Source organism: Methylobacterium terricola (assembly GCF_006151805.1).
Taxonomy (GTDB): domain Bacteria; phylum Pseudomonadota; class Alphaproteobacteria; order Rhizobiales; family Beijerinckiaceae; genus Methylobacterium; species Methylobacterium terricola.
Genome location: NZ_VDDA01000001.1, coordinates 108,395 through 118,605, shown reverse-complemented (window position 1 = coordinate 118,605; position 10,211 = coordinate 108,395). Strand labels below are relative to the sequence as shown.

General features: G+C 71.5%; 7 protein-coding genes. 5 read left to right on the top strand and 2 right to left on the bottom strand.

All coding sequences use genetic code 11. The annotated features are described in order from the left end of the window. Positions 1 to 125: 125 nt before the first annotated feature. Positions 126 to 2,066 (bottom strand): SDR family NAD(P)-dependent oxidoreductase, encoded by a 1,941-nt coding sequence (locus FF100_RS00500; RefSeq protein WP_139033612.1) that lies wholly within the window; start codon positions 2,064 to 2,066, stop codon positions 126 to 128. Positions 2,067 to 2,233: 167 nt separating this feature from the next. Between FF100_RS00500 and FF100_RS00495 the strand changes: the two genes are divergently transcribed. From FF100_RS00495 to FF100_RS00475, 5 genes are all read left to right on the top strand, one after another. Further along, positions 2,234 to 3,331: a CgeB family protein gene (locus tag FF100_RS00495; RefSeq protein ID WP_139033611.1), complete on the top strand. Its 1,098-nt coding sequence runs from the start codon at positions 2,234 to 2,236 to the stop codon at positions 3,329 to 3,331. After that, positions 3,328 to 4,458, top strand: a complete 1,131-nt coding sequence (locus FF100_RS00490) for a CgeB family protein (RefSeq protein ID WP_139033610.1) — start codon at positions 3,328 to 3,330, stop codon at positions 4,456 to 4,458. The genes FF100_RS00495 and FF100_RS00490 overlap by 4 nt, the downstream gene beginning before the upstream one ends. A 152-nt stretch (positions 4,459 to 4,610) precedes the next feature. After that, the gene (locus tag FF100_RS00485) at positions 4,611 to 5,636 is read left to right on the top strand and encodes a UDP-glucuronic acid decarboxylase family protein (protein WP_139033609.1); all 1,026 of its coding nucleotides are present in this window, start codon (positions 4,611 to 4,613) and stop codon (positions 5,634 to 5,636) included. Positions 5,637 to 5,685: 49 nt separating this feature from the next. After that, the gene (locus tag FF100_RS00480; protein WP_246101854.1) at positions 5,686 to 6,816 is read left to right on the top strand and encodes an FAD-binding domain-containing protein; all 1,131 of its coding nucleotides are present in this window, start codon (positions 5,686 to 5,688) and stop codon (positions 6,814 to 6,816) included. Positions 6,817 to 7,151: 335 nt separating this feature from the next. Continuing rightward, a complete protein-coding gene (locus FF100_RS00475; protein ID WP_139033608.1) occupies positions 7,152 to 7,445 on the top strand; it encodes a hypothetical protein in 294 nt (97 codons plus the stop codon). A 455-nt stretch (positions 7,446 to 7,900) separates the two neighbouring features. On the opposite strand, the gene katG is transcribed toward FF100_RS00475, so the two are convergent. After that, positions 7,901 to 10,201: a catalase/peroxidase HPI gene (gene katG, locus FF100_RS00470; protein WP_139033607.1), complete on the bottom strand. Its 2,301-nt coding sequence runs from the start codon at positions 10,199 to 10,201 to the stop codon at positions 7,901 to 7,903. Between the last annotated feature and the right edge of the window lie 10 nt (positions 10,202 to 10,211).

Below are 10,211 nucleotides of genomic sequence, written 5' to 3'. Positions count from 1 at the left end.
GCCGGGTGCGGGCCGACCGAAGCCTCGTCCGGCGAGGCGGGCCCCGGTTCGTCACAGAGAACGGGCCGAACGAGAGCCGTGCCGGCTCGGGGCCGGATGCGGCATCCCCAGAGCGGGACCGCCTCCTATCCCGCCCGCGACAGGCGCGCGGTCTCGCCCACCGCCTCGCTGCGCAGCAGGAAGTCCGGGATCGCTTCCCCGAACACCCGGTCGGCCGCCGTCCGGTCGTCCGCTGCCAGCGCCGCCGCCAGGCGGTCGAGCCAGGCCGCGAGCTGGGCGCGGTCGGCGAAGACGGGTTTGGCCGCCATCACGCCGTCGATGCCCGCGAGGTTCACCATCGGCTCGTCGCGGGCGAACAGGATCTCGTTCAGGCGCTCGCCCGGGCGGGCGCCGGTGACGACCACGTCGATATCCTCGCCGGGCTCGAAGCCGGCGAGCCGGATCATCCGCTCGGCGAGGTCGCGGATCCGCACCGGCTGGCCCATCTTGAGCACGTAGACGGCGGCGCGCTGGTCGCCGGCGCCGGGCGCACGGGCCTCGCGGTCGGCATGGGAGGCGGCGGTGAGCACGAGATCGGCCGCCTCGCGCACCGTCATGAAGTAGCGCACCATGTCGGGATGGGTGAGCGTCACCGGGCCGCCGCGGGCGATCTGCGCCTTGAACACCGGCACCACCGAGCCGACCGAGCCGAGCACGTTGCCGAACCGCACCGCCACCAGGCGGGTCTCGTCGTTGGTCCGCCCGGCATCGAGGGCCTGGGCGTACATCTCGGCGAAGCGCTTCGTCACCCCGAGCTGCGACACCGGCTCGATCGCCTTGTCGGTCGAGATCATCACCAGGGCCTTGGCCTCGGCGGCGAGCGTCGCGTCCGCGACGTTGACCGAGCCGAAGACGTTGGTCTTGATGCCCTCGCTCCAGTCGCGCTCCAGGTAGGGCACCTGCTTCAGCGCGGCGGCGTGGAAGACGTAGTCGGGCCGGAAGTCCTTGAGCACGCGGAACAAGCGGTCGCGGTCGCGGATGTCGGCGATGACGCCGCTCACCGCCGGGTGGCCGGACAGCCCGGGGCGGCTCAGGACCCCGTGCAGCGCGGGCTCGGAACTCTCCAGCACCAGGACGGCGCTCGCCCCGAAGGCCACGGCCCGGGCGCAGATCTCCGAGCCGATCGAGCCGCCGCCGCCCGTGACGACGATCCGCTGCCCGGTCAGGAAGTGCTCGAGCCGCGGCTTGTCGATGGCGACGGTCGGGCGCAGGAGCAGGTCCTCGATCTCGATCGGCGCCAGCTCCGCCCCGCGCCCGGCATCCCCGAGGCTCGTGACGCGCGCCAGCGGCAGGCCGAGGCGGCGCGCCTTGGCGATCAGCGCCTCGGGCTCGGCCTCCGGCGCCAGCGCGCTCGGGGTGGCGACGAGGCGGCGGATCGGCATGCCGCGGGCGGCCATGCCGGCCACCACCTCGTCGAGGTCGGAGACGGCACCCAGCACCGGCACGCCGCGCATGGTCTGGCCCTGCTCCTCGGCCCGCGGCGAGAGGATGCCCTTCGGGTCGAGCTTGCGCACCGCGCCCGATTCGATCGCCCGGAGCACCACCTCGATGTCGTGGCCGCGCCCGATCAGCAGGGTCGGCGTGCTGGCGGCGCGGGCCGCGCTCTGGCGCGAGCGGCTGTACTTCAGGTAGCGGAACGCCAGCCGCGGCCCGCCGAGCAGGAAGACCTGCAGGACGAAGTACAACCCGATGGCGATCTTGCCGAAGAAGTAGATGCCGAACGCGACCGGCGAGACCAGCACGTAGTCGAGCACCAGGAGCAGCAGCGTGAGGACCGCCACCGCCCGGACGATGTTGGCGAGATCCGGCAGCGAGGCGAAGCGCCACTTGGTCCGGTAGAGCCCGAAGGCCCGGTAGACCAGGCCGGCGCAGGCCACGAAGGGCGGCAGCAGCACCGGCAGGTGGGCGAGCCGCTCGGCCAGGAGCGGGCCGTCGAAGCGGATCACGAAGGTGAGGAGCACGGCGAGGGCCGTCGCCACGAGGTCGTGGACGATGATCGTCGCGGTCTTGAGGATCTGTCTGCGCATCGGGAGCCGGGCGCGGTATCGGCCGGGCTTTCCGCGGTGTCAACGCGGGCGGTCGCCTCGGTTTCTCCGGCGGCGGGATTTGCCAAACGCCGCCGCTCCGCCATCTGGGCATACAGTCAGGGAGCATCGCGGGATGCGCGGTGCGTCAGAGGGAGCCCCCGCGCCGCATGCCCAGCCTCGCCTTCTACGGCTCCAGCCTGCTCTCCGCCTACTGGAACGGCGCCGCCACCTATTACCGCGGCCTGATCCGCGACCTCGCCGGCCGGGGCTGGCGCACGACCTTCTACGAGCCCGACGCCTTCGAGCGCCAGCAGCACCGCGACATCGACCCGCCGGACTGGGCCGAGGTGGTCGTCTACCAGGCCACCGAGGGGGCCGCGCGGAGCGTGATCGCCGAGGCGGCGCGGGCCGACGTGGTGGTGAAGGCCTCGGGCGTCGGCGTGTTCGACGACCTGCTGCTCGTGGAACTGGCCCGCACCGCCCGCCCCGACGCGGTACGGCTGTTCTGGGACGTCGACGCCCCGGCGACGCTCGCCGAGATCGGCGCCGCCCCCGATCACCCGATGCGGCGGGTCCTGCCGGATCTCGACCTCGTCCTCACCTATGGCGGCGGGCCGCCGGTGGTGGAGGCGTATCGCGGCTTCGGGGCCAAGGACTGCGTGCCGATCTACAATGCGCTCGATCCCCAATCCCACCATCCGGTGCCGGCGGAAGCGCGGTTCTCCGCCGACCTCGCCTTCCTGGGCAACCGGCTGCCCGACCGCGAGGCGCGGGTGGAGGAGTTCTTCCTGAACACCGCCGCGGGCCTGCCGGAGCGGCGCTTCCTCATCGGCGGCAACGGCTGGGAGTGGCGGGCGCTGCCGGAGAACGTGCGCCGCATCGGCCACGTGCCGACCGCCGACCACAACGCCTTCAACACCTCGCCGCGCGCCGTGCTCAACATCGCCCGCGATTCGATGGCCGCCACCGGCTGGTCGCCGGCGACCCGGGTGTTCGAGGCCGCCGGCGCCGGCGCCTGCCTGATCACCGATGCCTGGACCGGGCTCGACATGTTCCTGACGGAGGGCGAGGAGGTGCTGGTCGCCCGCGACGGGCGCGACGTCGCCGCCCATGTCGAGGCGCTCACGGAGGAGCGGGCTCGCGCCATCGGGCAGGCGGCGCGCCGCCGCATCCTCGACCAGCACACCTATGCGCGCCGCGGCGCCGAGGTCGACGCCCTGTTGCGCCGGGCCCTGTCCGCCCGCCGGTCGGGGGCGTCCGCGTGAGCCGGCCCCTCGACCTCGTGGTGCTGGGCCTGAGCCTGTCCTCGTCCTGGGGCAACGGCCACGCCACCACCTACCGGGCGCTGCTGCGGGCCTTCGCGGCCCGGGGCCACCGGATCACGTTCCTGGAGCGCGACGTGCCCTGGTACGCCGCCCATCGCGACCTCGCCGAGCCCGGCTATTGCGACCTCGTGCTCTACCGCGACCTCGCCGCCCTCGTGGAACTGATGCCGCGGTTGCGCGCCGCCGACGCGGTGATGGTCGGCTCCTACGTGCCGGAGGGTCTGGCGGTCGGCGAGATGGCGATCCGGGCGGCGCACGGGGCGGGGCGGATCGCGGCCTTCTACGACATCGACACGCCGGTGACGCTGGCCAAGCTCGCCCGCGGCGACCACGAATACCTGACGCCGGCGCTGATCCGATCGTACGACCTCTACCTGTCGTTCACCGGCGGCCCGACGCTGGAGCGGCTGGAGCGCGAGCACGGCGCGCCGATGGCCCGGGCGCTCTACTGCTCGGTCGATCCGGAGCATTACGCGCCGAAGGCGAGCCCGCGCCGCTACGACCTGAGCTATCTCGGCACCTACAGCCCCGACCGGCAGCCGACCCTGGAGCGGCTCCTGATCGAGCCCGCCCGGCGGGCGCCGCACCGGCGCTTCGCCGTCGCCGGGCCGCAATATCCGGACGACATCGCCTGGCCGGAGAACGTCGCCCGCCTCGACCACGTCGCTCCGGCCGATCACCCGGCCTTCTACGGCGCCAGCCGCTACACCCTGAACGTCACCCGGGCCGACATGATCGCCGCCGGCTACAGCCCGAGCGTGCGCCTGTTCGAGGCCGCCGCCTGCGGCACGCCGCTGATCTCGGATGCCTGGGACGGGCTCGACACCGTGCTGACGCCGGGCCGCGAGATCCTGGTGGCCGACGGGTCCGACGCCGTGCTGGGTATCCTGGAGCGGCAGGACGAGGCCGCCCGCACGGTCCTGGCCGAGGCCGCGCGCGCGCGGGTGCTTGCCCGCCACAGTGCCGCCTGCCGGGCGGCCGAGCTCGAAGCGGCGCTCCGGGACGCGATCGCGAACCGGGTCGTCTTGCACGAAGCGGGGGCTGGCGAGCGCCGCGCAGCACCCTAAAAATACTTACACCCTGTATCGCAACGAGGGCGTGAGACGCCGCGTTGTGTGCGGGTGCGGGCCCGGGAACAAAGATCCCGGATTCGTGAGGCGCTGGGGGGCGTCCCGGGCGGGCCCGTCCCGTCCGGCCAGGCTGGAAGAGGATCGACCGCATGAGACACCGCGAGAGCACGCTCGTCCTGGTCGCCGGCGGCGCGGGGTTCCTGGGGTCTCACTTGTGCGACCGGTTGCTCGCCGAAGGGCACGAGGTCGTCTGCCTCGACCATTTCGGCACCGGCCGGCGGCGCAACCTGCGCCATCTCGAGCGCGAGCCGCGCTTCGACGTGGTGACCCACGACGTCGTCCAGCCCCTGCCGGCCCGCTTGCGGCGCCAGCGCTTCTCCCGGATCTACAACCTCGCCTGCCCGGCCTCGCCGCCGCATTACCAGGCCGATCCCGAGCACACCCTGCTCACCAGCGTGCTCGGCACCCGCCACCTGCTGCTGGCGGCCGAGGAGAGCGGCGCGCGCCTGCTCCAGGCCTCGACCTCCGAGATCTACGGCGACCCGGAGATGCACCCGCAACAGGAGGGCTATTGGGGCCACGTGAACCCGACCGGGCCCCGCGCCTGCTACGACGAGGGCAAGCGGGCGGCCGAGACCCTGTGCGCCGACTACGCCCGGGCCGGCCGCGCCGCGGTGCGGGTGGCCCGCATCTTCAACACCTACGGGCCGCGGATGCGCGCCGATGACGGGCGGGTGGTCTCGAACGTGATCTGCCAGGCGCTCGCCGGCGACGACATCACGGTCTATGGCGACGGCAGCCAGACCCGCTCGTTCTGCTACGTCGACGACCTGATCGACGGCCTCTACCGGCTGATGGAGCACGAGGCGGAGGCGCGCGACATCGGCGCGGTCAATCTCGGCAACCCGGTCGAGCTGACCGTGTCGGACCTGGTGCGCCGGGTCCTGGCGATGACCGGCTCGCCCTCGTCGGTGGTCCACCACCCGCTGCCGGTCGACGACCCGCGCCGGCGCCGGCCCGACATCGCCCGCGCCTCCGAGCTCCTGGGCTGGGCCCCGCGGGTGCCGCTGGAGCAGGGCCTGCGCGCCACCGTGCTGTGGTTCTCCGACGAGGCCGAGGACGGGCCGCGGGCGGGCGGGCGGTCCGAACTCGCGGCGCCGGCGATCCTGGCCTGAGGCGACGCGGCTCGGCTGCCGGGGCGCTCGGCCGTCCTACATCATGGCCATGTCGCTCTCTCCCGTCATGACCCGTGCCGCCGGCCTCGACGCGCTGGCCGCCTTCCTCGCCGGCCCCGGCGCCGATTACGCCGCGGCCCGCAACACCGATCGCGGTCCCGGGACGGTGCCGACGACCTCGGCGCTCTCGCCGTACCTGCGCCGCCGGCTCCTGACCGAAGAGGAGGTCGCCCGGGCCGCGATCCGCGCCTTCGGCGAGCGCGGCGCCGAGAAGTTCGTCTCGGAGATCTTCTGGCGCACCTACTTCAAGGGCCATCTCGAGACCCATCCCGAAGCCTGGACGCGGTACCTCGCCGGGCGCGACGCCGCGCGGGCACGCCTCGCGGCCGAGCCCGGCCTGCGCCGGACCCATGCGCGGGCCATCGCCGGGGAGACGGGCATCGACGGCTTCGACGCCTGGGCGGCGCAGCTCGTCGCGGAGGGCTGGCTGCACAACCACGCCCGGATGTGGTTCGCCTCGATCTGGATCTTCACCCTGAGGCTGCCCTGGGAGCTCGGCGCCGACGTCTTCCTGCGCCACCTCCTCGACGGCGACCCGGCGAGCAACACCCTGTCCTGGCGCTGGGTCGCGGGCCTGCACACACGCGGCAAGCACTACCTGGCGCGGCGCGACAACATCCGCGAATTCACGCAAGGGCGACACGATCCCGCCGGGCTCGACGAGCACGCCGCCTGCCTCGACGAGGCGATGCCGCCCCGCGAGGGGCCGCTGTCGCCGGCCGATCCTGCGCCCGACGGACCGGTCGCCCTGCTCCTGCACCTCGACGACCTTCACCCGGAGAGCCTGCCCCTCGGCGGCGCCCGGGTGATGCGGGTCGCCGGCCTGACCGCCTCGGTCGACGGCGCGAGCGACCGGGTCCGCGCGGCGGATGCGGCGGCGATGGCGGACGCGCTCGCCCGCGCAGGGGAGCATTTCGGCTGTTCGGTCGAGCCCATGGGGGAGGGGTGGGCCGGCGACCTGCCGGTGGTGACGGCTTTTGCGCCCGTCGGACCCTCGGCCGAGGCGCTGCCGGTGGGCTGCTCTCGGATCCGGCGGGTGTGGGACGAGCGGGCGTGGCCGCTGTCGAACCGGGGGTACTCGCGGTTGCGGGGAGCGATACCGAAGGTGATGGCGGTGTGACGGATCGGCTTCAGGGGCGGCGTGATGGACGCTGACGCAATCGGCACCCTCCACGTCACACCCTCGATGTCGTCCTCGGGCTCGGCGACGCCGGGATCACGGGACTCATCATCGTCGACGGTGCAGGACAGGGCGGACAGCGCTCGAAAAATCAAATCACCTTGTTCACGGTCGTTCACGAGGGGATCCGCTGCATGAGCCGCCAAATTCCAGATTGGATCTTGTTCAGAGGATGCCGGCGCCCACTATCCCCCGGACTGGCGCCATTCCCACCCGATTTCGATTTGCCGCGTGGGCATATGTTCGCAGGGGGGTATAACGGCACACGCGGCTACGTGGCCACCTGGGAGATCAAGGACGATCGCCTGTTCGTCATCGCTTTCGGCGGCACCGTCGAGGCACTCTCCGACGGAGAGCGGGATATCGGCATGAGGGAAGTCTACGGGACCGAGAAGCCGGTCTGGGCCGAGTGGGTCAGCAAGACGTTCGCCATCCCGGTCGGCCAGGAAATCCCCGATCCTGAAGGGTTCCGGTCTCCCACCTGGAGCGCCTACTGCGACGTGGAGGTGGTCAACGGCCGGGTTGTCGGCATGACCGAGCGGCCCGGGGCGAAGCGTACAGCATCCTAGGCAAGAGAGGAGGGCCGACCGATGTCTGAGACCGCCGTGCCGTCGAACGGATCCGTTCGACGGCTCAAGGCAAGCCCGAACGGGCGCCGGCGCCGATGCGCCGGACGCCTTGGCATCGACGTGTCGATGCCAAGGCGAGAGGGTATGAGTGATGCCGCGACCTGCAGAGGGAGAACGGGACTTCGGGCGGGATCACGCGGCCTGGAATGCTCTGCTCGCTCCCCACAAGGATCGGTACGACGCCGAGCGTCCGCGGGATCCGCGCGTTCCCGACACGAAGCTGTATGATCCCGGATTCAGCTGCGCGGCCACGGGACGACTGGGACGGCATCCGTCCCGGTGCGCATGTCGGACCGGCATTCAATAATCTCCAGCGCTATCCCCGGGCGTGAAACTCGCGGGATCCCCTCTCCCGGGCGGGAGAGGGGACGTGCTTCACGGGTCAAGCACCTGAACTACGCCGCCTTCGTCATCCCGGCATCATTACGCTTCACGTCGTACCGATCCAGCATCATCACCTTGTGCCAGACCTTGACGAAGTCGCGCATGAACCGGTCCTGCCCGTCGCTCCCGGCATAGATCTCGGTGATCGCGCGAAGCTGCGCGTTCGAGCCGAACACCAGGTCGCAGCGCGTCGCCGTGAACGTCGTCCCACCGCCCTCGCGCGCGTCGAGGGTGAAGGTCGTGCCGGCCTCGTCCGCCTTCTTCCACTCGTAGTCCATGCTGGTCAGCACGGTGAAGAAGTCGTTGGTCAAGACGCCGACGCGGTCGGTGAAGATGCCGTGGCGCGAGCCGTCGTGGTTGAGGTCGAGCGCCCGCAGGCCCCCGGTCAGCACCACCCATTCGGGGGCGGTGAGAGCGAGCAGGTTGGCCTTGTCGAGGAAGACCTGCTCGGGAGAGACCCGGCCGCGGGTGATCTCGGCGAAGGACGGATCGACGTAGTTGCGGAAACCGTCGACCAGGGGCTTCAGCCACTCGAAGCTGTCGGCGTCGGTCAGCGCGTCGGTGGTGTCCATCCGGCCCGGCACGAACGGCACCGTCGTCGCGGCGCCGGCCGCCTTCGCCGCCTCCTCGACGGCCGCGCAGCCGCCGAGCACGATGAGATCGGCGAGCGAGACCTTCTTGCCCCCGGAGGCCTTGCCGTTGAAGTCCGCCATGATCGCGCGCAGGCGCTCGATCACCGGCAGGGTGCGCCGGTTGACGGTCCAGCCCGATTGCGGCGCCAGCGCCAGGCGGGCGCCGTTGGCGCCGCCGCGCTTGTCGCTGTTGCGGTAGGTCGAGGCCGAGGCGAACGCCGTGAAGGCGAGGTCGGAGACCGACAGGCCGCTGGCCAGGATCTCCGCCTTCAGGGCGGCGATGTCGGCCTCATCGACGAGCGGGTGGTCGACCGGCGGGATCGGGTCCTGCCACAACAGGTCGTCCTCGATCTTCGTCTCCGGCCCGACGTAGCGCTCCTTCGGGCCCATGTCGCGGTGGGTCAGCTTGTACCACGCCTTGGAGAATTGCAGCGTGAAGTAGTCGAAGTCCGACAGGAACTTCTCGCAGATCGCGCGATAGACCGGGTCGGTCTTGAGCGCGATGTCGCTCGTCATCATCATCAGCGGGTGGGACTTCCCCGGGATGTGGGCGTCGGGCGTCTTCGGCGCGTCGGCATCGACCGGCTCCCATTGCAGGGCGCCGGCGGGGCTGCGGGTCTGCTTCCACTCGTGCTTGAACAGGTTCTCCAGGTAGCTGTTGTCCCAGGTCGTCGGATCCGGCGTCCACGAGCCCTCGATGCCGTTGGTCATCGTGTTCTCGGCAGCCCCCGTCCCGACCGGGTTGTGCCAGCCCAGCCCCATCGCCTCGATCGGGGCGATCTCCGGCGGCGGGCCGATCTTGTCGGCCTTGACCATGCCGTGGCTCTTGCCGAAGGCGTGGCCGCCGGCGATCAGCGCCACGGTCTCCTCGTCGTTCATCGCCATGCGGGTGAAGGTCACCCGGATGTCGCGGGCCGAGCCCATCGGATCGCCGTTGGCGTAGGGTCCTTCCGGGTTGACGTAGATCAGCGACTGGTGCGACGCGGCGAGCGGGTTCTCGAGGTCGTAATCGGGGTCGCCGTTCTGGCCCCGCCAGCGCTTGTCGCGGTTGACCATCTCGTCGAACGACTTGACGTTGGTCGGGTCCCACAGCTCCGGGCCCCAGTAGGTCGCGTTGTCGGCCTCCCAGGCATCCTCGCGGCCGCCGGCGAAGCCGTAGGTCGGGAAGTTCATGATCTCGAGGGCGCAGGTGCCGGTCAGCACCATCAGGTCGGCCCAGGACAGGGCGGCGCCGTATTTCTGCTTGATCGGCCACAGCAGGCGGCGCGACTTGTCGGTGTTGCCGTTGTCCCACCAGCTGCTGATCGGCGCGAAGCGCTGCAGGCCCTGGCCGGCGCCGCCGCGCCCGTCGGCGATGCGGTAGGTGCCGGCCGAGTGCCAGGCCATCCGGATCATCTGCGGGCCGTAATTGCCGTAATCCGACGGCCACCAGGCGACCGAGCTGGTCAGGAACTGCTTGATGTCGCGCTTCAGCTCGTCGTAGTCGAGCGCCGCGAAGGCCGCCCGGTAATCGAACTCCGCGCCGAGCGGGTTCGCCTGCGGCCCGTTCTGGTGCAGCGTCTCGACGCGCAGGCGATCGGGATACCACTCCTCCAGGGTCGGGGGCGACGCGAGGGCGCCGCCGACGCGGTCGCCGCCGAAGGGGCACTTGCCCGACAGGACGTCTTTATAGGTTTCCACGCCGTCGTTC